A 26,135-nucleotide genomic window follows, 5' to 3' on the forward strand; every position below is an offset into this window, starting at 1 on the left:
CACCGGCCCGCGGCCGGTCAGCGGACCGCGGCGAAGACGTCGTCGACCCGGCCGGGCGCACCGGCCGGGTCGACGTACCACTCGTAGCGCAGCACCCGGTCGAACAGCCAGCCCGGCAGGCCGAGCAGCAGCCGTAGCGTGCGGGTGCCGCCGTCCGCTACGGCCTGGCTCGCGTGCGCCTGCAGCGCAGCCCGTTTGGCCGCGGTGTACGCCGAGACGTCGACCCGGTGCGTGATCTCGTCGCGGCCGCAGTAGGCGTCCCCGAGGCGGGCGAGCGTCGAGGCGTCGAGCAGCCGGGCGGCGCGGGCCAGCCGCGCGCCGCGCACGAGCAGGTCGCGCGGCACCGTCGCCTGGAGCACGCTCGGGGTGCCGGCGAGCCGGGCCGCGACGGCCCCGACGGCGTGCACCTGCTTGTGGTCGGGGTGGCCGTAGCCGCCCGACGGATCGTACGTCGTGAGCACATGGGCGCCCTCCTCGCGGAGCACCTCGACGAGGGGTGCCGCGGCCTGCGCGGGGTCGAGCGCGGAGAAGGCCCCCGGGTCCCCGGTCGCGCTGTCGCCGAAGCCGGAGTCCGGCAGCCCGAGGTGGACCACGCGCGCCACCCCGAGCGCCGCGGCGGCCTCGGCGAGCTCGGCCCGGCGGCGGGTGCCGAGCGCACCGGCGGCCGCGAGGTCGGGTGACGTCAGCCCGGCCTCGCCGTCGGTCGCCGTCACGAGGACGACGCGGTGCCCTTCCGCGGCGGCGCGGGCCAGGGTGCCGGCCGTGAGGAGGGCCTCGTCGTCCGGGTGGGCGTGGAACGACACGAGGACGAAGCTCATGCCCCGAGCCTGGCACCACGCGGCGGCCCCGGGCGAGCCGGCCGCCGAGAACGGGAGGACGGGACGACCCCGGGTCAGACCATGGTCGTACCCGCTCCGGGCGGCCCTGCACCCAGGGGCCGACGTCCGCTGCGAGGATCTGCCGATCTTCGTCGGAAGCCCTGTCCCGCAAGGGGTCCGGGCCACCACGGTGGGCCCATGGACGCCTCCTCGCCACCGGTCGTGCCGCCGCCGTCCCGGCTGCCGCGGGCCGGACGCCGGCTGCTCGCCGGCCTCGGTCTCGCCGGGCTCACCGCCGCCCTCGTCGCCGCGGTGCCGGCCGTCGCGGGCACGTCGTGGCCCGCCGTCACGCGCCTCGCGGCCGGGACGGACCTCACGTGGCTGCCGTGGCTGGCCGCCGTCTGGGTCGCGGGGCTCGGCGCCTACGCCGTCGTCCAGACCGCCGCGCTGCCGGGGCTGTCCGCCGGGCGGGCGGTCGCCCTGACCCTCGGCGGCAGCGCGGTCGGCAACCTCGTGCCGCTCGGCGGCGCGGCGTCGATGGGCGTGTGCGCGGCGATGGCCCGGCGCTGGGGGTTCGGCCCCTCCCGGTTCGGCGCGTACCTCACCGTGACGACCCTGTGGTCGAGCGCGAGCCGGGTCGTCCTCGGGGCGGCGGCGCTCGCGTGGTGGGCGCTGGCCCGCCCCGGCGGGCCGCCGCTCGCGGACCCGGTCGCCGTGCTGCTGCCGGCGGTCGCGGTGCTCGCCGCTCTCGGGGCCGTCGTCGCGAGCGAGCCGGCCTGCCGGGCCGTCGCCGGTACCGCGGGCCGCGTCGTCGACCGGGGGGCCGGGCTGCTCGGGCGCGCGTCCGGCGGCCGCCGTGGCCGCTGGCCGGACGTCGTCGCCGCGACCCGGGCCGAGGCGCTCGCCGCGAACCGGACGGCGTGGCCGCGCGTCGTCGCCGGGCTGCTCCTGCACAACGCGCTCCTCGTGCTCCTGCTCGACGGCTGCCTGCGGGCGGTCGGGCACCCCGCACCGCTCGTCGCCGTGTGCGCGGCGGTCGGGCTCGAGCGGCTGCTCACCGCCGTCCCGGTCACCCCGGGCGGCAGCGGGGTCGCCGAGCTCGGGCTCGTCGCCGTCCTCGCCGCGGGCACCGCGCCCGCGGCCGCTCCGGCGGCAGCGGCCGGCGCCCTGCTCTACCGGGTCTTCACGTACCTGCTCGAGGTGCCCGTCGGCGCGCCGCTCGCGCTGACGCAGCTCGCCCGGCCGGGCCGCCCCGCGCTCGCGGCCCGCGCGGCCGGGGGTGCGGCATGAGGGTCGTCCACGTCACCGACACCTACGCGCCGGTGCTCGGCGGCAAGGAGCTGCACGTCCGCGACCTCGCCCACGAGCAGGCCGCGCTCGGCCACGACGTCGTCGTCCTCACGGCGACCGAGGAGGAGCCGGTCGACCGCCGGACCTGCGGGGAGCCGGCCGCCCCGGGGACCGCACGCCCGCGAGGGGCGCACGCCGTGCGGGGTGCGGGCGCCGTCCGCGTCGTCCGGCTGCCCGACACCCGGTCGCCGCTGGCGCGCGAGCTGCTCGCGGGGGCGGACGTCGTCCACGCGCACCTGTCCGTCGTCTCCCCGTTCGCATGGAGCGCCGTCCGGCAGGCCGCGGCCGCCGGGGTGCCGGTGCTCGCGATGGTGCACGTCGTGCTGCCGGCGTCGGGCGTCGTCCGGGCCGCCTGGCGCGGGGCGGTCGCCGCGGTCGGCCCGGCGGTCACCTGGGGCACCGTGAGCCGGGTCGCGGCGCAGGCGCTGCGGACCGTCGTCCCGGGGCCGGTGCACGTGCTGCCGAACGGGATCGACCCGGGGGCGTGGGCGCCGGCCCGCCCGTCGTCCGTCACGGCGCGGCCGGTCACGGTCGTCGCGTCCGGGCGGCTCGCGCCGCGCAAGCGCGTGCTCGCGCTCGTCGCCGTCCTCGACGAGGTGCGCCGGCTCGTCGGCCCCGACGTCCCGCTGCGCGCCGTCGTCGTCGGGGACGGCCCGCTGCGGCCGCTCGTCGAGTGGCAGGTGCGGACCCGCGGGATGTCCGGGTGGGTCGAGCTGCCCGGCCGGCTCACCCGGCCGCAGCTGCGGGACCTCTACGCGCGGGCCGACGTCTTCGTCGCCCCGGCACGCGTGGAGTCGTTCGGGCTCGCGGCGCTCGAGGCCCGGTGCGCCGGCCTGCCGGTCGTGGCGCTCGCCGCCGCCGGGGTGTCCGACTTCGTCACCGACGGCGTCGAGGGCCGCCTCGCCGCCGACGACGCCGGGCTCGCCCGGGCCGTCGCGGACCTCGTGTCCGACGGCGTCCAGCGGCGCCGGATCGCCGCGCACAACCGTGACGTCCCGACCGTTCTGGGGTGGCCGGGCGTCGTGACCCGCTGCCTCGCGCTCTACGCCGTCGCCGGGACGATCGCGCGGCGGGCCCCGGTCCGTGCCCGGCCGGTGCCGGCCCGGGCCGTGCGACCGGCGGGCACCGTGTGAGGCGTCCGAGTCGTCCCGGCTCGCCGGTGCCGGCGCGGCGGAGCGTCCGCAGCGGCGTCTCAGCGGCCTCTCAGCAGCGGGGGAGCACCGTGCCGGGGTGCGTACCTCCCCGCTGCTCGCCGGCACGGCCGCCCTCGCGGCCACGGCCGGGACCGTCGCCCTCGTCCCGCGTGCGACCGGCACGTCGTGGCACGCCGTCGCGGGCCTCGTCGGCGGCCTCGACCCCGGTCGAGTCCTGCTGCTCGCCGCGGTGTGGGGCGCGGGGCTGCTCGCCTACAGCCTCGTCCTCACCGCCTCGCTGCCCGGCCTCAGCACGCGGCAGGCGCTCGCGCTGAACCTCGGCGGCAGCGCCGTCGCGAACGCCGTCCCCGCGGGCGGGCCGCTGAGCATGGGCCTCACGACGGCGATGGCCCGGTCGTGGGGGTTCGCCCCGGCCCGGCTCGCGGGGTTCCTCACGGTGAGCAACGTCTGGACGGCGCTCGGCCGGGTCGCCGTCGGCGGTGCCGGGCTCGCCGCCTGGTCGCTCGCCGGGCCGGGCGGGGCCCCCGCCGCCGGTGGGGGCCTCTTCGCGCCGGTCGCCCTCGTCGCCGTCCTCGGGGTGCTCGTCGCCGGGGCGCAGCGGCGCACCGCCGCGGCCGGCCGGGTGGTCGGGCGGGTCGCAGGCCGGGCCCTGCACCGTCCGGACCTCGCCGGCCGGTTCGCCGCCGGGGCCGTCGAGGCCCGCCGGCTCGCCCTCGACACGTCGCGGCGGTCCTGGCCGCGGCTCGTCGCCGGGCTCACCGGCTACTCCGTGCTCCTCGTCGTGCTCCTCGACGGCTGCCTGCGGGCGCTCGGGCACCCGGCGCCGCTCGTCGTCGTCCTCGCCGCGGTCGGGGTCGAGCGGGTCGCGGCCGCCGTGCCGCTCACGCCAGGCGGTGCCGGCGTCGCCGACCTCGGGGTCGCCGCCGTGCTCGCCGCGGCCGGGCTCGGCCCGGCCGCGGCGGCCGGCGCGCTGCTCTACCGGCTCTTCACGTTCGCCCTCGAGATCCCCGTCGGTGCCGCGGTCGCCCTCGGCTGGCTCGCGCTGCGCGGACGACGCCCGGCCGCCGGGCCGCCCGCCGTCGCGGCCCCGGCGGGCGACGTCCCCGCGAGGGCCGCCGCATGAGGGTCGTCCACGTCACCGACACCTACCTGCCGCGCCTCGGCGGGATCGAGCTGCACGTCCACGACCTCGCCGACCGGCAGCGCCGGCTCGGCCACGACGTCGTCGTCCTCACCGGGACCCGGCCCGGGGCGCAGGGCCGGGACCGCGCCGACGACCTGCCCGTCGTCCGGCTCGGCCGGGCCGGCTGGGCGGCCCTGCCGGCCGCGGCGCTCGCGGCCCTCGGGGCGGCGGACGTCGTCCACTGCCACTCGTCGATCGTCTCCCCGCTCGCGTGGACCACCGCCCGGCGGGCCGCCGCGGCCGGCGTCCCGGTCGTCGTGACGATGCACTCGGTCGTCCAGCGGTCCGCGGTCGTGACGACGGGGCTGCGCGCCGTCGCGCACCTCGCCGGCCCCACGGTCGTGTGGTCCGCGGTCAGCGGGGTCGCCGCGCAGGCCCTGGCGCCCTGCGTGCCGCAGGGGGTCGAGGTCATGCCGAACGGCGTCGACCCGGCGGCCTGGCCCGCGCTGCCCGCCCGGGAGCGCCTGCCGGGGGAGCCGCTGACCGTGCTGTCGGTCGGCCGGTTCGCCGCCCGCAAGCGGGTCCTCCCGCTCGTCGACGTCCTCGCCGAGGTGCGGCGCCGGCTCGACCCGCAGGTGCCGCTGCGCGCGGTGATCGCCGGCGACGGCCCGCAGCGCGACGCCGTCCGGCAGCGGGTCCGGGCGCTCGGGATGGCGGGGTGGGTCGAGCTCCCCGGCCGGCTGACCCGCGAGCAGGTGCGGGCGCTGCACGCGATGTCGGACGTCTACGTCGCACCGGCCCGGCTCGAGTCGTTCGGGCTCGCGGCGCTCGAGGCCCGCTGCTCCGGGCTGCCCGTCGTCGCGCTCGCCGCCGCGGGCGTCGGCGAGTTCGTCACCGACGGCGTCGAGGGCCGGCTCGTCGCGGACGACGCCGGCCTCGCCGCCGCCACCGCGGACCTGCTCGCCGACCCCGTCGCGCTCGCCGCCGTCCGCGCGCACAACGCGGCGACCCCGACCGGGCTCGGCTGGGACGACGTCGTCCGCGGCTGCCTGGAGACCTACGGCGCCGCCGTCGTCGCCGCGGCGCGCCGCCCGGTGCCCGCGACGCTGCCGCAGGGCATCCTGGGCGTGTCCTGACCCCCGGAGGTCCGATGGCCCGGCGCCGTCCAGAACCGGCGGCCGAACCACCGGTCCGACCGGCGGCGCCGCCGCGCTCGGTGCTCCTGCGCGGGGTCCGCGGCCGGTCCGTCGCGGCGGTCGTCGGCGTCGTCGGCCTCGCGATCCTCGTCGGGGTCGTCCTGCTCCTCGTCGTCCTGCAGCGCACGCTCGTCGCCGACGTCGAGGGCGAGGCGATCGCCCGTGCCGAGGACGTCGCGGCGCTCGTCCGGGCCGACGGTGTCGCCCGGCTGCCCGGCGTCCTCGTCGACACGACCCGGCCCGGCCAGGTCGTCCAGGTCGTCGACGGCGCCGGCCGGGTCGTCGCGGCCTCGACCGAGCGGGCGCAGGACGCCCCGCTCACCTCGCTCGTGCCGCCGGACGGCGTGACCGCCCCGGTCCGGACCGGCCGCGTCGCGCTGCTCGACCGGGACAGCCCGTTCGTCGTCGTCGTGTCCGCGGTCCGGGCCGGCGGCCAGGACTACCGGGTCGTCGTCGCGGAGTCCATCGGGGCCCAGCGGCAGTCGGTCGCGACGGTCCTCGTGCTGCTCCTCGTCGGCTTCCCGCTGCTGCTCGCGCTCGTCGCGGCCGCGTCGTGGTCCCTCGTCGGGCGGGCGCTGCGGCCCGTCGAGCGGATCCGCGCCCAGGTCGCCGAGATCGGCGCCCGCGGCCGGCTCGACCAGCGGGTCCCGGTGCCGGCGGCCCGCGACGAGATCGGCCGGCTCGCCGTGACGATGAACGACATGCTCGCGAGCCTGGACGCCGCACGGACGGCGCAGCGCCGGTTCGTCGCCGACGCCGGCCACGAGCTGCGCAGCCCGGTCGCGACGATCTCGGCGGTGCTCGACGTGGCCCGGGAGGACTCCGGCGGCGCCACGCTCGCCGACCTCACCCCGGTGCTCGAGGCGGAGGCGGCCCGGATCGGCCGCCTCGTCGACAACCTGCTCCTGCTCGCCCGGGTCGACGAGCACGCGGTCGTCCTCGAGACCGGGGACGTCGACCTCGACGACGTCGTCGACGGCGAGGTGCTGCGGCTGCGGGCGGCCCACCCCCGGCTGCGGGTCGAGCGGGTCGTCGTCCCGCAGCGGGTCCGCGGGGACCGCGCCCGGCTGCGCCAGGTCGTCGCGAACCTCGGCGACAACGCGGCCCGGCACGCGCGGGGCGTCGTCCGGCTCGTCGTGGCGCCCGACCCGGACGGCGCCCTCGTCGTCGTCGAGGACGACGGGGCGGGGATCCCGCCGCAGGAGCGGGAGCGAGTCTTCGGCCGCTTCGTCCGGCTCGACGCGAGCCGCGGCCGGACGAGCGGCGGCAGCGGGCTCGGGCTCGCCATCGTCCGTGAGCTCGTCACCGCGCACGGCGGCACGGTGACGATCGGCGACGCGGCGGGCGGCGGGTGCCGGGTCGAGGTCCGGCTGCCGTCCCGGCCGCCGGACCGGTCCGGCGACGAGGACGGCGGTCAGCCGCCGTCCGGGTCGAGCCGGTAGCCGGTGCCGCGCTCGGTGCGGATCGCCGTCCGGCCGAACGGGACGTCGACCTTCTTCCGCAGGTACCGCACGTAGACCTCGACGACGTTCGCGTCGCCGTCGAACGCCGGGTCCCAGACCGCGCGGAGGATCTCGGTCTTCGTCACGACGTCGCCCTTGCGGCGCAGCAGGAACTCCAGGAGGCCGAACTCGCGGGGTGTGAGGGACAGCTCGACGTCCCCGCGCAGCACCCGGTGCCGTGCCGGGTCGAGCGACAGGTCGCCGGCCGTGAGCACGGTCGGCCGCTCCGGGGCGCCGCGCCGGGCCAGCGCCCGCAGCCGCGCGACGAGCAGGACGAAGCTGAACGGCTTGGTGAGGTAGTCGTCGGCGCCGAGGTCGAACGCGTCCGACTGGTCGTACTCGCCGTCCTTGGCGGACAGCATGAGGATCGGCGTCCAGACCTCGCGGCGGCGCAGCTCCTCGACGACCCGGTAGCCGTTGACGAGCGGGATCATGATGTCGAGGACGATGACGTCGAACGGCTGCTCGGTGGCCGCCCACAGCGCGTCCTCGCCGTCGTGGACGACCTCGACGACGAAACCCTCGCGGGTCAGACCGCGGCGGACCGTCTCGGCCAGACCGACCTCGTCCTCCACGAGCAGCACGCGCACGGCAGCAGTCTTCCCCACGGCGCGTGATGGCCCCGGAGGGTGCTCGCCGGGTCTCTGCGAGTCACCGCATTCCGGACGCGCCGACGACGGGCAGCGTCCCAGGGGTCCCGACGACCGACGGTGATACTGCCGAGCATGGCCGCTCCACCTCCGTCGCTCCACCCTGCCCGCACGTCACCGCCCGGGTCGCAGGTCGACCCGGAGGTGGACCTCGAGATCGTCCCCGCGCCCGCCGCGGTCCCGCCGGCGACGGCGCGGCTCACGACCGAGCAGCGGGTCCGGCGTGCGGCCTCCCTCCTCGTGCTCTCTGCCGTCCTGCCCGGCAGCGCCCAGCTCGTCGCCGGGGACCGCCGCGTCGGCCGGTCGGCGCTGCGGGTCTGGGCCGGGCTGCTCGTCGTCCTGCTGGTCGTCGCCGTCCTGTGGTTCGCCGACCGCTCGCTCGCCCTCGGGCTGCTCGCCCGGCCGTCGGTGCTCGCCGCGGCCGGGCTGCTCAGCGTGCTGCTCGCCGTCGCCGTCCCCGGGCTGCTCGTCGACGCCTGGCGGCTCGGCCGCCCGGGCGACCTGCCCGTCACCGCACGGCGCTGGGTGGCCGGTGCGACCGCCGTCCTCGTCATCGCGACGTCCGTCCCCTTCGTCATGGTCGGACGGCGGCTGTGGGCGGCGGCCGACCTCGTCGGCGGCGTCTTCGGCGGCAACGAAGCGGCCGGGACGTCGAAGGGCCGCTACAACGTGCTCCTGCTCGGCGGCGACGCCGGCTCGGACCGGATCGGGCTGCGGCCGGACTCGGTGACCCTCGCCTCGGTCGACGCCGAGACCGGCCGGACCGTGCTCTTCAGCCTGCCGCGCAACATGCAGAACATCCCGTTCCCCAAGGGCACCCCGGCGGCGAAGGCGCTGCCGAACGGGTGGTCGTGCGGCGACTCGTGCCTGCTCAACGCGGTGTACACGTGGGGCAGCCAGCACCCGGACCTGTTCCCCGGCGCCAAGGACCCCGGCGCCGAGGCGATGAAGCAGGCGGTCGCCGGCGTCACCGGCCTCGACGTCTCGTACTACGTGCTCATCGACCTCCACGGGTTCCGGGCAGTCGTCGACGCGATGGGCGGCATCGACCTCACGGTCAAGGGCCGGGTGCCGATCGGCGGCGGGACGTCGAAGGTCGTCGGCTACATCGAGCCCGGGCGGCAGCACCTCGACGGCTGGCACGCGCTCTGGTACGCCCGGTCCCGGCACGGGTCGTCGGACTACGAGCGGATGCAGCGCCAGCGCTGCGTCATGACGGCGATGGCCGGCCAGATGGACCCCGGCACGCTGCTCGCGCGCTTCCAGAAGGTCGCCGCGGCGAGCAAGCAGGTCGTGAGCACCGACATCCCGGCCTCCGACCTCGGGACGTTCCTCGACCTCGGGCTCAAGGGCAAGCGGCGCACGATCACGAGCGTGCAGTTCGTGCCGCCCATCGTCACGCCGTCGCACCCCGACTTCGCGCTCGTCCGGTCGCGGGTCGCGGCCGCGGTGACCGCCGCCGAGGCCGACGACAAGGCCTTCGCCGCGGCCGGCGGAGCCCCGTCGGCGGCCGCCTCCGGACCGGCAGCGAAGACCGCGCCGAAGCCGTCGCGGGCCGCGTCGGCCGCACCGGGGGCGGCGGCCACGCCGCGTTCGCCGTCCGCACCCGGCACCGACACCGCGGCCTCCGGCACGGACGTCAGCAGCGTCTGCGCGGCCTGACGGCCGGCGCCCTGTCGCCTGTGGACGACGAGCGCCTGTGGACGACGGACGCACCCCGTCCGTGGGCGCTGCCATGATCCACGCGTGCAGGAGCCACCCACCGACGACACCGGCCCGGCCGGCCGGGCCGGCCCCGTCTTCGACCGCGCGATGCGCCGGCTCGTCGCGGCGGACCTCCCCGGCTTCTGCCGGGTCCTCGGGGTCGACGTCGAACCGGTCGACGGCGCTGTGCCCGTCCTCGCGAGCCGGTTCCCGTCCGGTGACCTCGACGCCGACCTGCTCGTCCGGGTCGGCCCGGGCCGGCTCCTCCACGTCGAGTACCAGCGTCGTGGCGAGGCCGGGCTCGCCCGGCGGATGCTCCGCTACCGCGGCGCGGTCATGGACGCCTACCCGCAGGACCACCTCGAGCAGGTCGTCGTCGTCCTGGGCGACGGCGTCGTCGACTCGGTCGACTCCCCGGTCGACGGCGGGTTCCGGCTCGGCTGCCGGGTGGTCTACCTCCGGGACGTCGCACCGGAGCTGCTGCTCGCGACCCCGGCGAGCGCCCCGCTCGCCGTGCTGGGACGGGGGACGGCGGACGAGCGGGCGGTGGCCCTCGGCCGTGCGCTGCGGACGATCCGGGACGGCGCCGGGGACCGCACCGTCGAGCTGCTCGACGCCGCCGCCGTCCTGGCGACGATCCGCCTCCATCCGGTTACCATCGAGAAGATCAGAAGGGAGGCCGGGATGACCGTCGAGAGCATCGCCGACTTCTACGAGCAGACCGACTTCGGCCGGCTGATCCAGGACCGTGCCCGGGAGCAGGGCATCGAGCAGGGCATCGAGCAGGGCATCGAGCAGGCGCTCACCGTCGCCCTCGTGGAGCGCTTCGGGATCCGGCCGGAGACGGCGGGCGTCGCGCACCGTCTCGCCGCCGGCACCGATCTCGCGACGGCGATGCGCGCCGTCATGACCGCACGGGCCTTCGAGGACCTCCTGCCCGACGCCTGAACCCGTCGCGTGGCACGGCGCACATCCGGGTCGGCTACCGTTCGGTGCTGATGTCCAGCCCGCCCGTCTCCGTCGTCGTGCCCGTGCTCAACGAGGAACGACACCTCTCGGACGCCGTCGCGCGGATCCTCGAGCAGGACTACCCCGGCGATCTCGAGGTCGTGCTCGCGCTCGGCCCGTCGAAGGACCGCACCGACGAGGTCGCCGCCCGGCTCGCCGCGGCCGACCCGCGGGTGCGGCTCGTGCGCAACCCGACGGGGAGGACCCCGGACGGGCTCAACGCCGCGATCGCCGCGTCGACCCACCCGGTCGTGGTGCGGGTCGACGGGCACGGGCTGCTCGCGCAGGGCTACGTCCGGACGGCGGTCCGCGTCATGGACGAGACCGGCGCCGCGAACGTCGGCGGCCTCATGGCGGCCGAGGGGGTCACGCCCTTCGAGCAGGCCGTCGCCCGGGCGATGACGTCCCGCTTCGGGGTCGGGGGAGCGCGGTTCCACACCGGCGGCGAGGCCGGCCCGGCGGACACCGTCTACCTCGGGGTCTTCCGCCGCGAGGTGCTCGAGAAGCACGGCGGGTACGACCCCGCGTTCGTCCGCGCGCAGGACTGGGAGCTCAACCACCGCATCCGCGAGGGCGGCGGGCTCGTGTGGTTCACCCCCGAGCTGTCGGTGACCTACCGGCCCCGGCCGACGCTGCAGGCGCTCGCCCGGCAGTACCTCGACTACGGCCGCTGGCGGCGGGTCGTCGTCCGGCAGAACCCGGGAACCCTCACGGCGCGCTACCTCGCGGCGCCGCTGGCCACCCTGGGCGTCCTCGCCGGCCTCGTCGTCGCGCCGTTCTGGCCGTGGGCGCTCGTGCTGCCGCTCGGCTACGCCGGCGCGGTCGCGCTCGGCACGCTCCTCACGTGGGGCGGGCTGCCGCTGCGGGCCCGGGCCGCGCTCCCGCTCGTGTACGCGACGATGCACCTCGCCTGGGGGACGGGGTTCCTCACGAGCCCGTCCTCGCTCGGGCGGCGCGGCGCCGTGGCCACGCCCCGGCCGTAGCGGGGCGACCGCGGCTCAGACCGCGACGGCGATCTGCGTGACCCCCGCGGGCACCTCGACCCGCGCCCCGCTCGCGGCGAGGACGTCGTCCGTCGTGACGCCCGGGGCGACCTCGCGCAGGACGAAGCCGGACGGCGTGACGTCGAGGACGGCGAGGTCGGTGATGACCCGGTCGACCACACCGCTGCCGGTGAGCGGCAGCGTGCAGCGGTCGAGCACCTTGTGGGTGCCGTCCTTGGCGACGTGCTCCATGAGGACGACGACCCGCTTGGCGCCGTGGACGAGGTCCATCGCGCCGCCCATGCCCTTGACCATCTTGCCGGGGATCATCCAGTTCGCGATGTCGCCGCCGGCCGAGACCTGCATCGCGCCGAGGATCGCGGCGTCGACCTTGCCGCCGCGGATCATCCCGAACGACGTCGCGGAGTCGAAGAACGACGCCCCGGGCCGCAGCGTCACGGTCTCCTTGCCGGCGTTGATGAGGTCCGGGTCCTCCTCGCCCTCGTACGGGTAGGCGCCGAAGCCGAGGATGCCGTTCTCGGACTGCAGGACGAGCTCCACGCCGTCGGGCACGTAGTTCGGCACGAGCGTCGGCAGGCCGATGCCGAGGTTGACGTACGAGCCGTCGGACAGCTCGGCCGCGGCGCGGGCCGCCATCTGCTCACGGGTCAGCGCCATGTCACGACTCCTGGGCGGTGGTGGGGCGGGGACGCACGGTGCGCTTCTCGATCTTCTTGTCCGCGGCCTGCTCCGGCGTGAGCGGGACGACCCGCTGCACGTAGATCCCCGGCAGGTGGATCGCATCCGCGTCGAGCTCGCCGGGCTCGACGAGCTCCTCGACCTCGGCGATCGCGACCCGGGCCGCCATCGCGGTGAGCGGGTTGAAGTTGCGCGCCGACTCGTGGAACACGAGGTTGCCGTGCCGGTCGCCCTTCCAGGCCCGGACCAGCCCGAAGTCGGTGACGATCGCCCGCTCCATCACGAACGTCCTCTCGACCGAACCGCCCGCACCGTCGGAGGTGGCGAACGCCCGGGTCTCCTTCGCCGGCGACGCGACGAACACCGACCCGTCGGCGGCGTACCGCCAGGGCAGCCCGCCGTCGGCGACCTGGGTGCCGACCCCGGTCGCGGTGTAGAACGCCGGGATCCCCGACCCGCCCGCGCGCAGCCGCTCCGCGAGCGTGCCCTGCGGGGTCAGCTCGACCTCGAGCTCACCGGCGAGGTACTGCCGCGCGAACTCCTTGTTCTCGCCCACGTACGACGCCACGACCCGGCGGATCCGCCCGGCCCCGAGCAGGATGCCCAGGCCCGCGCCGTCCACCCCGCAGTTGTTCGAGACCACCTCGAGGTCCTTCGCGCCCGCGTCGTGCAGGGCCGCGATGAGCACGCTCGGGATCCCGCACAGGCCGAACCCCCCGACCGACAGGGACGACCCGTCACCGATGTCGGCGACGGCGTCCGCCGCGTCACGGACCACCTTGTCCATGCGTTCACGTCCTCGTGTCCGGGGGCCTGCGGTGTCGCGTCGTGCGGACGGCGGCACCGCTGCGGTCGAAGGGACTCTAACCGGGCGGCCCCGGCCCGGGCAGGAGGGTCCTCGTCACACCGGGACGGCCGGGACGTCGGCGGCAGCGGTGGTCGGTGACCGACGTCACAGCGGTCACCCGGCTGCCGGGCGACCGCCGTCCGGGGCCGTCGATCACCGGCGGTCATCCCGGTCACCCGGACGGCGTCGTCCCCTGCTGGTCCGACCGGGTGGTCGTGAGCACGGATTCGTGAGCACCCGTCAAGGGGGCGCGACGGGGCGACGAATGGAGGGTGCCCGGCGGCTCAGGTCGCCTCGCCAGCAGCTAGGAGACCCACCCGTGCGCAGGCTCGCCCCGCTCGTCGCCGTCCTCGCCGTCCAGCCCCTCGCCGTGCTCCTCCCGACGATGGCGGACGCGTTCGCGGCGGCGCCGCACCCGGTCGCGCCCGCGGTCACCCGGACGGCCCTGAGCGGGGTCGACGCGGCGGCGCTGGGGGCGGAGCGCTCGGCCGGTCGGGCCCTCACCCTCGGGACGGCGGGCAGCCGGGTCGGCGGGACCGCGGTCGCGCCGGCGGGGCTCGAGGTGGCCGTGCTCACGCCGCGCCGGACGACCCCGCAGTTCGCGGTCGCCGGCGTCACCTGGACCGGCACCGCACCGGCCGGGACGAGCATCGCCATCCGGGTCCACGAGAACGGGACGTGGGGCGAGTGGACGCCGGCCCCGGTCGCCGACGACGGTCCGGACCCGGACAGCGCCGAGGGGGCCGGCGGCACCGGCGGCGGCACCGACCCGATCCTCACCTCGGGCCGGGCGGACGGCGTCCAGGTCAAGGTGCTCAGCGCGACCGGGACCGCGCCCGCCGGGCTCGGGCTCGCCCTCGTCGACCCCGGCACGTCGGCGGCCGACGGCACCGTCGGGACGACCGCGACGGCGTCCGCGCAGGCGGCGGGCACCCGGCCGACGATCCTCACGCGCGCCCAGTGGGGCGCCGACGAGTCCCTGCGCCGCGGGACGCTCGAGTACAACACCCGGGTCGTCGCCGGCGTCCTCCACCACACGGCCGGATCGAACGGCTACTCGGCGGCCGACGTCCCGGCCCAGCTCAGGGGCATCTACGCGTACCACACCAAGGTCCGGGGCTGGAACGACATCGCCTACAACGTGCTCGTCGACCGCTTCGGCCGGCTCTGGGAGGGCCGCTACGGCGGGCTCACGAAGAACGTCCGCGGCGCGCACGCCCTCGGCTTCAACGCCGAGACGTTCGGCGTCTCCGCGATGGGCAACTACGAGACGGCCACCCCGTCGTCCGCGATGCTCACCGCGATCTCCCGCGTCTTCGCCTGGAAGTTCTCCCTCAACCGGATCGACCCCCGCGGGACGGCGACCCTCGTCTCCGCGGGCAACCTCAGGTACCCCGCCGGGGCCAGGGTGACCGTCCCGACGATGCTCGCGCACCGCAACGTCGGGCCCACCGCCTGCCCGGGCGCGCACCTCTACGCGAAGATGCCGGCGCTGCGCACGATGGTCGCGAGCCGGGTCGGCGCCGAGATCCTGCGCCCGTCCGTGGCGCCGCGCACGCTCGTCCACGGCACGTCGACGCCGGTCGCCGTCTCCGCCCGGCTCACCGGGACCCAGTCGTGGAAGGTCGCGGTGACGAGCGCCTGCTCGACGACCCCGGTGTGGACCCGGACCGGGACCGGCAGCACGGTCTCCGCCCGCTGGGCCGGGAGGACGACGGCCGGCGCACCGGTGCCGCCCGGCACCTACCTCGTGACCGTCACCGCCCGCTCCGCGACCTCGACGTCGACCCCGTACCGCGCGCGCGTCGAGATCCTGCCCACCGCGACGAGCGTCATCGGCCCGTGCCCGGCCTACCGGCTCGCCGCCCGCACCGCGGCGTCCGTCGCCGACGGCACCCGGCGCTACGGCGGGGCGGCGTCGACCCTCGTCGTCGTGTCCTCCGACGTGGGGCACCGCCGCGAGGCCGCCTTCGCCGGCGCCCTCGCCCGGACCTACCACGCCGAGCTCATGAGCTCCCCGGGCGCGGCGCTCTCCGCCGAGGTCGTCGCCCGGGTCCGGCGCGACAACGTCACCCGGGTCGTCCTCGTCGGCCGCACCGGCACGTGGGGCGCCGGTGTCGGCGCCCAGGTCACCGACCTCGGCGCGACCCCGGTGACGATCGGCGGCGCGACGTCGCAGGACGTCCTCGTGGCGTCCGGCAACCGGATCGGCGACCTGCTGACGACCGCCGGCCGGCCGACGACCGACGCGATGCTCGTCGACCCGACCGACCCCGTGACCGCCGCCACCGCCGCCGGGGTCGCGGCCCGGCTCGGCTGGCTCGTGCTCCCGGCCGGCCCCACCGGTGTCCCCGCCGCGACGTCCACGGCGCTGAGCACCTTCGCCGTGACCGACGTCCACCTCGGCGGCACCGGCGGCATCGGTGCGGCCGCCGTCACCGCGCTGCGCGGCGTCCTCGAAGGCGTCGTCGACGTGCGCGGCGCGTCGCGCGACGCCGCGCTCGTCAAGCTCGCCGACCTCGTCCCGACGGCGTCCCGCAGCACCGCGGTCGTCGTCCCGGGCACCGGCACCGACGGCCTGGAGGCCGTGCTCGCCTCCTACACGGGCCGCCCGACGGTGCTCGTGAAGAACGGCGTGATCCAGGCCGGGGGCAGGGGGTGGCTCACCGCGAACGGCACGACCGTGCGCCGGATCGCCGTCGCCGCCACGCCGGGGCAGCTCTCCGCCACGCTGCTCGCCTCGCTGAACACGTACGTCCGCACCGCCTCCGCACCGGCCGCCGTCATCCCGTCCTCGTTCTCGCTGCGCGGGGCCGGGTTCGGGCACGGCGTCGGGATGAGCCAGTACGGCGCCTACGCGCTGGCCAAGGGCGGTGCGTCGTCGACGAAGATCCTCTCGACCTACTACCCGGGGACGGCGGTCACGTCCGTCACCGACACCCGGCACGTCAAGGTCAACCTGCTCCACGCGACGTCCCGCGCGATGTTCGGCGTCACCCCGGCCCCCGGGGTGACCGGCACGGTCGCGCTGCGGCTGTCCGCCGGCACCGCGAAGGCCTCGGTCGCGCCGGGGGCGACCCTCGCGGCCGTCCCGGCCGCGGGCGGCGGGATCGAGGTCCGGCGCGGGGCGACGAAGGTCTTCGCCACGACCGGCGCCGTCCACGTCACGTGGACGGGCACGCCGGACTGGGCCGGCAACGGCGCCGTCGCGCGGCTGTCCGGCACCGGGACCGAGGGCGCCAAGGCGTCGCGGCCGTACCGGTACGGCGAGATGTGGGTCGTGCGCGTCGGCACCCGGCTCGAGGTCGTCAACGAGCTCCCGCTCGGCAGCAGCTACCTGCGCGGCCTCGCCGAGATGCCGACGTCCTGGGGCGTGCGCGGCCCGGCGGCGCTCCAGGCGCAGGCGGTCGCCGGCCGCACCTACGCCTGGGCCAAGCTCCTGCGCGGCCCGCGGGCGACCTGCGGCGGGTGCACGGTCTACGACAGCACCCGGGACCAGGCGTTCCGCGGCTACGAGGTCGAGCTCGGCGCGTACGGCTCGTACTGGGTCAAGGCCGTGACCGCGACGAAGGGCCGGATCCTCACGTACGCCGGCGCCCCCGCGCAGGCGCTCTACTACTCGAGCTCGGGCGGGCGCACGCAGGACAACCGGGACGTCTTCGGGGCCGCCATGCCGTACCTCGTGAGCGTCGCGGACCCCTACAGCCTCGCGGCCGGCAACCCGATGGCGTCCTGGCGGCGCACCGTCACGCAGGCCTCGATGCGGACGGCGTTCGGCCTGCGGGACGTCGTGAGCGTCCGGGTGGCGACCCGGACGGCGGGCCGCGCGGCGAAGACCGTCACCGCCACGTCGTCGACCGGTGCGACCGCGACGCTCACCGGCACCCAGCTCCGGTCGCGGCTGCGGCTGCCGTCGAACTGGGTCTGGAGCGTCGGCGGGGCCTGACGCCCGCCCCGGGCTTCTGGGTCAGCGGACCCGGACGGTCGTCACGCCCTCCTGGCCGGCGAGCCGCTCGAGGGCGGCCTCGTCGAGGGCCGCCGGGTCGTGGTGGACGACGACCGAGCCGTCCGCGACGAGGGGGCCGACGAGGTCGAGGAGCGGGTCGGTGCCCGGGCCGCCGGTGAGCAGCCGGACGCCGTCGTCGAGCTTGGCCTCGTGGCTGGCGAACCGGAGCATCTCCGCGTAGGGCGCCGAGATGCCCTGCGCCCCGTCGAGGATCTCGAAGTAGGCCGTGTCCGACCGGGCCGGCCGCACGAACGGCACGAAGACGTCGCCGAAGGTCCGGACCTCGAGGGCGTAGTCGAGGGCGTCCTCGGGCAGGCCCGCCCCGAACGACCTGGCGAGGGCCGGCAGCGCGACGACGACGAGCCGGTCGGCCCGGGGCCGCCACAGCGTCGCGACGGGCCCGTCCGGGTCGGCGGTGACGAGCACCTCGACCGGTTCGGCGGCGGGCGGGGCGGGGCCGTCGGTGCCCTGCGCACCGGGCCGCTCGACGACGACGCAGGCGCCCGCGGACCACACCGCGAGCAGCCAGACCAGGGTGCGCCAGTGCGGCGGCAGGTCGAGGACGACGCGGCTGCCCGGACCGACGTCGAGCTCGTCGACGAGCAGGTTGGCGGTCTTCGCGACCCAGTTGTCGAGGACCTTCCCGGAGAGCTCGACGCGTTCGCCGTCCGGCCCGTACCAGGTGACCCTCGGGCGGCCAGGGTCGGTCGTCACCATCCGGCGCAGCAGCGCGGGTACGTCGTCCATGCGGCCACCCTACGAAACCCGGCCGCTGCGGGCCGGACGGCGGTCGGGGCCGTGGCTCAGGGCAGCGGGTCAGGGCAGCGGGTCAGGGCAGCGGGGCAGCGGTCCGGCCGGACGGCGGCGACACCCACCCGCCGAGCGCCCGCCAGTCGTCCTCCGTCGCGCTGAAGTCCGCGTAGAGCGCGACGCCGAAGGCCTGGGTGCCCGCCGGCGGCGCGGCGAGCCGGGCGGCCCGGACCGCTGCGGCGACCGTCTCGGCGCCGGGCCGGTGCTGCACGGTCGCGCCGTGGTACGCGGGCAGCCCCGCCAGCAGCGTCACGTCGTCGGGCACGACCGCCGCCGCGACCTCGAGCTGGCGCACGACGAGACCGGTGTAGAGCCGCCTGCTCGGCAGCGCCGTGTCGTAGGTCATCATCGCGACCTGGTCGACCCGGCGGGCCACTTCGCGCAGGTACCCGGGCGTCCACCAGACGGGCCGCGCCCACGTCGTCGCGGCAGCGGTCCCGGCGAGCGGTTCGACCGGCTCCGCCGCCACCGACAGCACCGCGCCGCGGGCCCGGGTCTCGCGCCGGGTCGCGTCGAGGAGCGCGAGGTAGCCCGCGTCGCCGTCCGGGAGCGGCTCGAGGTCGTAGTGGACGCCGTCCGCCCCGGCGTCGAGCACCTGCCCGGCCGAGGCGACGACCCGCTCCCGGGTGGCCGGGTCGTCGAGCCGCATCCGGTCCGGCCCGACGACGTCCCCGAGCCATGCCTGGACGCGCAGCCCTGGGACGAGCGCCCGCATCCGGCCGGCGACCCACGGCAGCCGGGGCGCGAGCGCCGGGTCGAGCGTGCCGTCGTCGCGCAGCGGTCCGGCGTGGACGTAGACGTCGGAGAAGCCGCCCGCGCGCAGCCGGCCGGCGAGCGCGACGGCGTCCGCCTCGCCCCGGCGGCCGTCGACCCAGGCGTGCCCGAGCCAGACGGCGTCCCGGCCCTGGGTGCGGGCGGTCGCCGCCGGCGTGCCGTGCTGCAGGGTCAGCAGCCACCCGGTCGTCCCGGTGGCGGCGACGACGGCGACCGCGGTCAGCGCGACGAGGATGCGGCGCAGCAGGCGCCCGGCCCGGCGGGCGGAGGTGGTCACGCCCTCGGGACGCCGCCCGCGGGCAGCGGGTTGTCGTGCGGCGGCGGCGCGGAGCGGCCGGCGGGGCGGGGCNCCGACGACCGTGACCGGCGGCAGCCTGCCCGCCCAGCTCACCGCGGCCGGCGGGGCGGGGCGAGCGGGCGCGGTCAGCGCCAGATGCCGGTGAGCGGCTCGCGGGCCGCGGCCTCGCCGAGCGCGGGCAGCCCGTACATCGCCTCGAGGGTGCGCAGCGTCGTGTAGTGGTCGCCCCGGACCGTGTACCGGCCCGGGCGCACCATCGGCCCGACGAGCAGCGTCGGGATGTGGTTGCCGGAGCGGTGCTCCGACTCGTCGTAGGTGAGGACGAGCAGCCCGTCGTGGTCCTGCGCCCAGGCGACGTAGGGCCCGAGGTTCTCCCGCAGCCAGGCGTCGCCGCGCGCCGTCCGGCAGTCGTGGGTGTCGTGGCACATGTCCGGGACGACGACCGACACCGTGGGCAGCGCGGCCTGGTCGGCGGGGAAGGCGGAGAACGGCTGGTTCATCGTGGCCGGCAGCCCGCGGACGTCGACCCACGGGTTGTGCTTGCGGCGGTAGCGGCCGGCCGAGCAGGTCGTCGACCCGGCGGCGGGCAGGCCCTCGGAGAAGCCGGTGAAGGTGAGCCCGGCCGCGGTGAGCTGGGCGGGCAGGCTGCCGCCGGTCACGGTCGTCGGGCAGTGGTCGCTCGTCACGCCGTGCGTGGAGCCGGTGAGCAGCGCGACGTAGTTCGGCTGGCTCGGGTGCGTGACGCCGTGCCAGTCGGTGAGCACGGCGGCGGGCAGGTGGTTGAGCCACGGGGCGTCCGGGTCGTCGAGGACGTCGTCGAGGGAGTGGTTCTCCATGACGACGACGACCGTCCGGGCCGGGCGGGGGAGCGCCGCGGGCGTGGCGGGCGCCGGTGACGAGGACGACGCGACGCCCGGGACCATCGCGGCCGGCGACGAGGCAGGGACGGAGGCCGACGACGCCCCGCCGTCCGCGCCCGACGTGCACCCGGCGAGTGCCAGGGCCGCCACGAGCATCCCCGTCACGTGACGGAGGGTGACCGACGGGTGGGTGGCGGCGGTGCGGACCGGCATGACCGCCACGCTACGAAGACGCGGGTATCGGCCAGGTCAACGCCGACGTCGGGCCTCGCACGGCCACGACGGGACGAAAGTCCGGCCCCGGGGACCAAAAGGTGTGGCCCGCCTCTTCTCCGGCATACCGGGGCAGGTCTACCTTGCCGCCCGTCGGGCCGGCGGGGAGCACGGCCCGCGTCCTCCGTGAAAGAAGGTTCGCGCATGCGAAGAGTGACGTACCTGGTGATGGCCGCCGCGCTCGGGGCGGCGACGTCCGTCGTCGCGATCGCCGGTCCGGCGGCCGCGGCCGACAACCCGCTCGTCAGCGCCGGCTCGGTCCGGCTCTCGGGCATCGTCGCCACGACGGGCCCGGACCGGATCGGCGACCCCGAGTTCCCGGTGGCCCGGGAGGGCCATGACGAGGGCGAGGGCGGCGAGCCGCCCGCGACGAGCGGGCCCGCCGTCCGCTCGGCACGCGTCGCCGCCGCCGGCCGCGAGGTGTCCGTGACCTTCCCGGGCATCAACCACCGCGACCAGCGCCTGGCCTCGAACGGCAACCAGTTCTCCCTCGAGCCCCCGGACCAGGCGCTCTGCGTCGGCCCCGGGCACGTGGTCGAGTCGGTGAACACGGCGCTGCGGGTCTACGACAAGGCCGGGAACGCCGTGACGCCGACCATCGGCCTCAACGAGTTCTTCGGCTACACGCCGGGCATCAACCGGGTGACCGGTGAGTTCGGCGCCTTCGTCACCGACCCGATCTGCCACTTCGACCCCGACACGGGCCGGTACTTCCTCGCGATCCTCACGATCGACCAGGACCCGGACACGGGGAACTTCACCGGCAAGAACCGGCTCGACATCGCCGTGAGCCGTACCTCGGACCCGACCGGCGACTGGAAGCTCTACAAGCTGCCCGTCCAGAACGACGGCACCGAGGGCACGCCCGACCACGACTGCGACCCGATCGACCCGGCGGACGCCGGGCCCGAGGTGACGAGCCCCGGTGCGTGCATCGGCGACTACCCGCACATCGGCGCGGACCGCAACGGCATCTACCTCACGACGAACGAGTACTCGCTCTTCAGCGACGGCTCGAACGGCGGCGCGGCGTACACCGGTGCGCAGATCTACGCCATCTCCAAGCGCCAGCTCGTCGCGGGCGTCGACAAGCCGGCGATGCAGATGTTCGAGAGCCCGAAGCTCGGCCCGTTCCGCAGCTTCACGGTGTGGCCGGCGATCGCGCCCAAGGGCCAGGACTCCCGGGCGAACGGCGGCACCGAGTTCCTCCTCAGCTCGACGCTCGGCGACGGCTCGGAGACCGGCAACACCGCCCCGAGCGAGAAGCGGATCGGGGTCTGGTCGCTGACGAACACGCGGTCGCTCGACTCGGCGACGCCGAACCTGCGGCTGGCGAGCTCGCTCGTCCCGGCGGCCCGGTACGCGCTGCCGCCGGAGTCGGTCCAGAAGCCGGGACCGACCCCGCTCGCGGACTGCCTCAACGACCGCGGGGACACGTTCGGTCCCGGCGTCGGGTGCTGGGGGCTGTTCTTCGACGCGGCGCCGACGACGACCGAGGAGCTCAGCGGCCTCGACAGCGGCGACACCCGGATGCAGCAGGTGCTCTACGCGGACGGCGAGCTGTGGGGTGCGCTCGGCACCGCGGTGCAGGTCGGCGGCCAGACCCGGGCGGGCATCCTCTGGGTCCGGGTCGAGGCCGAGGTCGAGAAGGGCCGGCTCAGGGCCCGCACCGACGAGACCGGGTACGTCGCGGTCGCCGGCCACGACGTGAGCTACCCGGCGCTCGCCCGGACCCGCAGCGGCAAGGTCGTCATGGCCGCGACGCTCGTCGGCACCGACCACTACCCGAGCGCGACCTACACGGTGCTCAACAGCGGTCGGCCGACGGTGAAGGTCATCTCCGAGGGCGTCGGTCCGAAGGACGGCTTCTCCGGGTACGAGGCGTTCGGCGGCGGGCGAGCGCGCTGGGGCGACTACGGTGCCGCCGCGATGGACGGCGACCGGCTCTGGCTCGCGAGCGAGACGATCGAGCAGAGCTGCACGCTCACCGAGTACCTCACGGGCGGCATCGGCAGCTGCGGCGGCACCCGGACGTCGCTGGCGAACTGGGCGACGCGGGTCTCCGCGGTCACCCTGTGAGCCGCTGAGGGAACCACCGCCACGGGAACGGCAGGGGCCGTCCGACGTCGTCGGGCGGCCCCTGCCGCACGCCGGGACCCGGGCGGGTACCGTCGTCGGCCGTGAGCAGCGCGACGGCCACGGCCGCGACGGACGACGGCCCGCACGTCGTCGCGCTCCCCGGCGAGGTGGTGGCGGGCCGGGTGCTCGCCCGGGTCGGGCCGGGCGCCGCGTTCGCCGTGGCGGGTGTCGCGCTGGCGGCGGCCCTGCTCGTGCCGGCCGGCCTCTGGCGTCCCGTCGTCGCCGTACCGGTCGCGCTCGTCGTCCTCGCGCTCGCCTGGCGGCTGGCGGCCTCGCTGCCGTCCCGGCCGGTGCCGGTCTGGTCCGCGGTGCTGTGCGGTGCCGTCGCCGCCGGGCACGGGGTCTGGGCCGCGCTGACCCACGCCGAGCACGTCGTCCTGCGCCGCGACTCGGGGTCGTACGCGCTCTACACGCAGTGGATCGCGACCCGGCACGGGCTGCCGGTCGACGCCGACCTCGCGGCCTTCGGCGGCCCGGAGGTCCTGCGCGTGCCCGGGTTCTCGCTCGCCAGCCCGGCCTTCTACCAGGTGCTCGACGGCCCGGCGGCGGACCCGTCCGGCGCGCACGTCGTCCCGCAGTTCCTCGTCGGCGCCCCGGCCCTGTGGTCGTTCGGCTGGTGGGCCGACGGCTGGGCCGGCCTGCTCGTCGTCCCCGCGCTCGTCTCCGCGTTCGCCCTGCTCGCGGTCGCCGGTCTCGCGTCCCGGCTCGTCGGCCCGCGGTGGGCCCCGCTCGCGGCGGCGGCGCTCGCGCTGTGCTTCCCCGTGCTGCACGTCGCCCGCTCGACGTACTCCGAGGCGCCCGCCCTGCTCCTGCTGGCCGCCGCGGCGTCCCTCGTCGTCGACGCGACCGTGGCCGGCCGCCCGGCGGCCGGGGCCGCCGCCGCCCGGCGGCTCGCGCTCGCCGGCGGGCTGCTGCTCGGCCTCACCGGGCTCGTCCGGGTGGACGTGCTGCGCGAGGTGTCCCTCGTCCTGCCGGCGTGCGCGGTGCTCGCGCTGCGTCGGCACCCCGCGGCCCGGCCGCTCGCCGTCGGCGCGCTCGGCGGCACGGCGGTCGCGGCGGTCGCGGCGCTCGTCATGTCGCGGCCGTACCTCGGGTCGATCGCCGGGTCGCTGCTGCCGCTCGCGGCCGGGTTCGTCGTCCTCGCCGCCGGCAGCCTCGGGGCCGTCGTCCTCGGCCGCCGGCGGGACGGGCGGGGGAGCCTGCTGCCCCGCGGGGCCGTGCGGCTGCTGCCGCCGGTCGCGGGCGGCCTCGTCGCGCTCGTCGCCGCGGTCCTCGCGGCCCGGCCGCTGTTCCTCGTCGTCCGGCAGAGCCCCGACGACCCCGGCTCCCGGTACGTCCGCGGGCTGCAGGCCGGGCAGGGCCTGCCGCTCGACGGGGGCCGGACGTACGCCGAGCACAGCCTCGCCTGGGTCTCCTGGTGGACCGGCCCGGTCGCGGTCGTCGCCGGGCTCGTCGCGCTCGCGGTGCTCACGGGGCTCGGCGTCCGGTGGTTCCTCGGGTCCCGCGGGGACGGCGGGGACGAGGCGGACGGCGGGGAGGACGCGAGGCCGTCCCCGCGGACGACGAGCCTCCAGACGCCCGGCTGGCTCGTCCCGGCGACGGTCGGGCTCGGCTCGCTCGTCCTCACCCTCTACCGGCCGGGCATCACCCCCGACCACCCGTGGGCGGACCGGCGGCTCGTGCCCGTCGTCCTGCCCGTCGTCGTCCTCGCCGCGACGGCGGCGTCGGCGGCCGCGTTCCGGTGGGCCCGCCGCCGCACCCCCGCGACGCTGCTCGCCGCCGTCGCCGTCCTCGGCGTCGCCGCGCTGCTCGTGCCGCCGCTGCTCGCGACCCGGCCGCTCGCCGGCCTGCGCACCGAGCGCGGCGAGACCGGCGCCGTCGCGACGGTCTGCGCGGCGCTGCGGCCCGGGGACGTCGTCCTCGCCGTCGACCCGCGCGCCGCCAACGAGTGGCCGCAGGTCGTGCGCGGCGTCTGCGGGCACCCGGCCGCCGTGCTCCGCGTGCCGCGCAACCCGACGGCCGACGACCTGGCGGCGGCGCGGGCCGCGCTCGCCCGGGTCCGGGCCGGCGTCGAGGCCGCCGGTCGCACCGGCACCGCCGGGCGGCTCGTGCTCCTCGCCACGGGCGGGGACGAGCCGGGCCGCGCCCGGCTGGCCGCCCTCGGCGTCCCCGCCGCCGATCTCACCGCCCCCGTCGTGAGCCTCACCACGGTCGAGGACGCCCGGCTGCTCACGCGCCGCCCGCGCGGGGGCATCGCGCTCGTGGTCGACGTCTGGCTCGCCCCCGCACCCGGGTAACCTCGACGCTGATGAGCCAGTCACCGAGCACCCGAGGCACGCACCGCGACGGGCTGGAGTGCACCGTCGTCCTGCCCTGCTACAACGAGGCCGAGCACGTCGAGGCCGAGCTGGACCGGATCGACGCCGCCCTGGCCGCCTCCGGGCTGCGCTACGAGATCCTCGCGATCGACGACGCCTCGACCGACGGCACCCTCGCCGTGCTCCGCGCCGCCGAGCCGCGGATGCCCGCGCTGCGCGTCATGCCGTTCACCCGCAACGGCGGCTCGGGCACCGCGCGCCGGATCGGCTCCCGCGCCGCCCGCGGCGAGATCGTCGTGTGGACCGACGCCGACATGTCCTACCCCAACGAGCGGATCCCCGAGCTCGTCCGGATGCTCCAGGCGGACCGGAGCATCGACCAGGTCGTCGGCGCCCGGACGAGCGAGGAGGGCTCGCACAAGTGGCTGCGCTGGCCCGCCAAGTGGTTCATCCGCAAGGTCGCCGAGCGCCTGACGAACCAGCGCATCCCCGACCTGAACTCCGGGCTGCGCGCGTTCCGCCGTCACGTCGCGCTGCCCTACCTGCGGCTGCTGCCGGCCGGCTTCTCGTGCGTCACGACACTCACGCTGTCGTTCATGCACAACCAGCACGCGGTCGCGTACGTCGAGATCGACTACGCCAAGCGGGCGGGCAAGAGCAAGTTCCGGTTCGCCCGCGACGCCTACCGCTACATCCTCCAGGTGCTGCGGATGGTCATGTACTTCGACCCGCTCAAGGTGCTCATGCCGCCGGCCCTGTGGCTGCTCGCGATCGGCATCGTCAAGGGCGTCGTCGACATGGTCCGGCACCCGTTCTACTTCCCCGCGAGCACCGTCCTGCTCGTGCTCTCGGCGCTCATCATCGGCTCGATGGCGCTGCTCGCCGACCTCGTCGTCCGCTCCCGCGGGGACGACGCGGCCGACGCGACGTTCACCGCGGAGTCCGCCGCGGGCGGGTACCGGCCGGCCGACGTCCGGCCCGTCGGGCAGCCCGCCGACGCGCCGCCGGACGCGCTGCCCGCCGAACCGGTGCCCGCCGACCGGGCCGGCTGACGTGCGGGTGGCCGTCGTCGGGCCGACGCACCCCTTCAAGGGCGGTGTCGCGGCCCACACGACGGCGACGGCGCAGCACCTCGCGGACGCCGGGCACGACGTCGACCTCGTCTCGTGGTCGCGGCTCTACCCGGCCCGGCTGTACCCGGGGGAGCAGACCGTCGCCGGTGCCGGGCCCGACCTGCCCGAGTACGCGCGGGTCGTCCGGCCGCTGCGCTGGGACCGCCCCGGCACGTGGTGGCGGACCGGTCGCCGGCTCGCAGGCCACGACCTCGTCGTCCTCGTCGTCGTCGTGCCCGCGCAGGTGCCGGCGCTGCTCACGGTGGCCCGGGCAGCGCGCAGCACCCGCCGGTCGGCCGGGCGCCGGCCGCGGGTCGTCGTCCTCGCGCACAACGTCGTCCCGCACGAGACGCACCCCGGCGGCACCTGGCTCATGAACCGGCTGCTCGCCGCGACGGACGGCGTCCTCGTCCACTCGGCCGAGCAGGAACGGCTCGCCCGCGACCACGGCGCGCGGGCCGTCGCCGTCGCCGACCTCCCGCCGCACCCGCCGGGCGGCCTGCCGGACGCC

20 protein-coding genes are annotated in these 26,135 nt (G+C 77.0%); 13 read left to right on the forward strand and 7 right to left on the reverse strand.

The window, feature by feature from the left end:
* Positions 1–17: 17 nt before the first annotated feature.
* Positions 18–818, reverse strand: a complete 801-nt coding sequence (locus ECOMGDLI_RS12065) for a PIG-L family deacetylase (protein ID WP_088317082.1) — start codon at positions 816–818, stop codon at positions 18–20.
* 198 nt (positions 819–1,016) lie between these two features.
* On the opposite strand from ECOMGDLI_RS12065, the gene ECOMGDLI_RS12070 reads away from it, so the two are divergent.
* The 5 genes from ECOMGDLI_RS12070 (at position 1,017) to ECOMGDLI_RS12090 (ending at position 7,083) form a co-directional block, all read left to right on the forward strand.
* On the forward strand, positions 1,017–2,108 hold the full coding sequence (locus tag ECOMGDLI_RS12070; RefSeq protein WP_158220982.1) for a lysylphosphatidylglycerol synthase domain-containing protein: 1,092 nt from the start codon (positions 1,017–1,019) through the stop codon (positions 2,106–2,108).
* Entirely contained in the window at positions 2,105–3,301 is a 1,197-nt protein-coding gene (locus ECOMGDLI_RS12075) for a glycosyltransferase family 4 protein (RefSeq protein ID WP_088317084.1), read from the forward strand. The genes ECOMGDLI_RS12070 and ECOMGDLI_RS12075 overlap by 4 nt, the downstream gene beginning before the upstream one ends.
* A 97-nt stretch (positions 3,302–3,398) precedes the next feature.
* A complete protein-coding gene (locus tag ECOMGDLI_RS12080) occupies positions 3,399–4,445 on the forward strand; it encodes a lysylphosphatidylglycerol synthase domain-containing protein (protein WP_158220983.1) in 1,047 nt (348 codons plus the stop codon).
* Complete coding sequence (locus ECOMGDLI_RS12085; protein ID WP_088317086.1) at positions 4,442–5,581, forward strand: glycosyltransferase family 4 protein; 1,140 nt, start codon at positions 4,442–4,444, stop codon at positions 5,579–5,581. Before ECOMGDLI_RS12080 ends, ECOMGDLI_RS12085 begins: the two co-directional genes overlap by 4 nt.
* Positions 5,582–5,595: 14 nt before the next feature.
* Complete coding sequence (locus ECOMGDLI_RS12090; protein ID WP_143447669.1) at positions 5,596–7,083, forward strand: cell wall metabolism sensor histidine kinase WalK; 1,488 nt, start codon at positions 5,596–5,598, stop codon at positions 7,081–7,083.
* Here ECOMGDLI_RS12090 and ECOMGDLI_RS12095 read toward each other — a convergent pair.
* Entirely contained in the window at positions 7,056–7,733 is a 678-nt protein-coding gene (locus ECOMGDLI_RS12095; RefSeq protein ID WP_088317088.1) for a response regulator transcription factor, read from the reverse strand. The genes ECOMGDLI_RS12090 and ECOMGDLI_RS12095 overlap by 28 nt on opposite strands.
* Positions 7,734–7,868: 135 nt before the next feature.
* Here ECOMGDLI_RS12095 and ECOMGDLI_RS12100 point away from each other — a divergent pair, with 135 nt between their 5' ends.
* The 3 genes from ECOMGDLI_RS12100 (at position 7,869) to ECOMGDLI_RS12110 (ending at position 11,488) form a co-directional block, all read left to right on the forward strand.
* Positions 7,869–9,455, forward strand: coding sequence for an LCP family protein (locus ECOMGDLI_RS12100; RefSeq protein ID WP_088317089.1), 1,587 nt, complete (start codon positions 7,869–7,871; stop codon positions 9,453–9,455).
* Positions 9,456–9,539: 84 nt separating this feature from the next.
* Positions 9,540–10,445, forward strand: coding sequence for a hypothetical protein (locus ECOMGDLI_RS12105; RefSeq protein ID WP_088317090.1), 906 nt, complete (start codon positions 9,540–9,542; stop codon positions 10,443–10,445).
* 50 nt (positions 10,446–10,495) lie between these two features.
* Positions 10,496–11,488, forward strand: coding sequence for a glycosyltransferase family 2 protein (locus ECOMGDLI_RS12110; protein WP_088317091.1), 993 nt, complete (start codon positions 10,496–10,498; stop codon positions 11,486–11,488).
* Positions 11,489–11,503: 15 nt separating this feature from the next.
* Here ECOMGDLI_RS12110 and ECOMGDLI_RS12115 read toward each other — a convergent pair whose 3' ends face one another.
* Positions 11,504–12,166, reverse strand: a complete 663-nt coding sequence (locus ECOMGDLI_RS12115; RefSeq protein WP_088317092.1) for a CoA transferase subunit B — start codon at positions 12,164–12,166, stop codon at positions 11,504–11,506.
* Position 12,167: 1 nt separating this feature from the next.
* The gene (locus tag ECOMGDLI_RS12120) at positions 12,168–12,974 is read right to left on the reverse strand and encodes a CoA transferase subunit A (protein ID WP_088317093.1); all 807 of its coding nucleotides are present in this window, start codon (positions 12,972–12,974) and stop codon (positions 12,168–12,170) included.
* A gap of 379 nt (positions 12,975–13,353) precedes the next feature.
* Here ECOMGDLI_RS12120 and ECOMGDLI_RS12125 point away from each other — a divergent pair, with 379 nt between their 5' ends.
* Positions 13,354–16,980, forward strand: coding sequence for a SpoIID/LytB domain-containing protein (locus tag ECOMGDLI_RS12125; RefSeq protein WP_158220984.1), 3,627 nt, complete (start codon positions 13,354–13,356; stop codon positions 16,978–16,980).
* Between the two features lie 21 nt (positions 16,981–17,001).
* Here the strand turns inward: ECOMGDLI_RS12125 and ECOMGDLI_RS12130 are convergent, their stop codons facing one another.
* The 3 genes from ECOMGDLI_RS12130 to ECOMGDLI_RS12140 form a co-directional block, all read right to left on the reverse strand.
* On the reverse strand, positions 17,002–17,787 hold the full coding sequence (locus ECOMGDLI_RS12130; RefSeq protein WP_088317095.1) for a TIGR03089 family protein: 786 nt from the start codon (positions 17,785–17,787) through the stop codon (positions 17,002–17,004).
* A gap of 82 nt (positions 17,788–17,869) precedes the next feature.
* Positions 17,870–18,973: hypothetical protein (locus tag ECOMGDLI_RS12135; RefSeq protein WP_233153423.1), on the reverse strand; the 1,104-nt coding region annotated here is incomplete at its 5' end.
* A 74-nt stretch (positions 18,974–19,047) separates the two neighbouring features.
* Positions 19,048–19,995: an alkaline phosphatase family protein gene (locus ECOMGDLI_RS12140; RefSeq protein WP_198954792.1), complete on the reverse strand. Its 948-nt coding sequence runs from the start codon at positions 19,993–19,995 to the stop codon at positions 19,048–19,050.
* A gap of 204 nt (positions 19,996–20,199) precedes the next feature.
* Here ECOMGDLI_RS12140 and ECOMGDLI_RS12145 point away from each other — a divergent pair, with 204 nt between their 5' ends.
* The 4 genes from ECOMGDLI_RS12145 to ECOMGDLI_RS12160 form a co-directional block, all read left to right on the forward strand.
* A complete protein-coding gene (locus ECOMGDLI_RS12145) occupies positions 20,200–22,134 on the forward strand; it encodes a hypothetical protein (protein WP_143447671.1) in 1,935 nt (644 codons plus the stop codon).
* A gap of 101 nt (positions 22,135–22,235) precedes the next feature.
* The gene (locus ECOMGDLI_RS12150; protein WP_088317098.1) at positions 22,236–24,491 is read left to right on the forward strand and encodes a hypothetical protein; all 2,256 of its coding nucleotides are present in this window, start codon (positions 22,236–22,238) and stop codon (positions 24,489–24,491) included.
* 11 nt (positions 24,492–24,502) lie between these two features.
* Positions 24,503–25,564 (forward strand): glycosyltransferase family 2 protein, encoded by a 1,062-nt coding sequence (locus ECOMGDLI_RS12155; protein ID WP_088317099.1) that lies wholly within the window; start codon positions 24,503–24,505, stop codon positions 25,562–25,564.
* 7 nt (positions 25,565–25,571) lie between these two features.
* The coding region (locus ECOMGDLI_RS12160) for a glycosyltransferase (protein ID WP_158220985.1) at positions 25,572–26,135 on the forward strand (564 nt) is incomplete at its 3' end.

The sequence above is a fragment of the Kineosporia sp. R_H_3 genome, assembly GCF_002198675.1.
Taxonomy (GTDB): Bacteria; Actinomycetota; Actinomycetes; order Actinomycetales; family Kineosporiaceae; genus R-H-3.